The 216-nt window shown below is 38.0% G+C and carries 1 pseudogene; it reads left to right on the forward strand.

The annotated features are described in order from the left end of the window. Positions 1–216, forward strand: a pseudogene (locus tag DSOL_RS28630) (hypothetical protein); the annotation flags it as partial.

The raw sequence follows: 216 nt of genomic DNA on the forward strand, positions 1-216 counted from the left end.
GTTCAGGACAAAGTATTTCGAAAACTCCATACAAGGATAGACACAGAAAATATTTTCGTAAAAAATGCTGTAAGTGACATTGGAATCGTTCCTAATACTTTAAATTGGTGGGCAGCCGAAGTAGCTAAAGAAATCGAGATGTTTCGGGAAAGTGTGCTTGAACATCAGCCTAAGATTCTCATTACATTTGGTGCATTCCCCTATGAATTTGTACGG

Source organism: Desulfosporosinus metallidurans (assembly GCF_001936615.1).
Classification (GTDB): Bacteria; Bacillota; Desulfitobacteriia; order Desulfitobacteriales; family Desulfitobacteriaceae; genus Desulfosporosinus; species Desulfosporosinus metallidurans.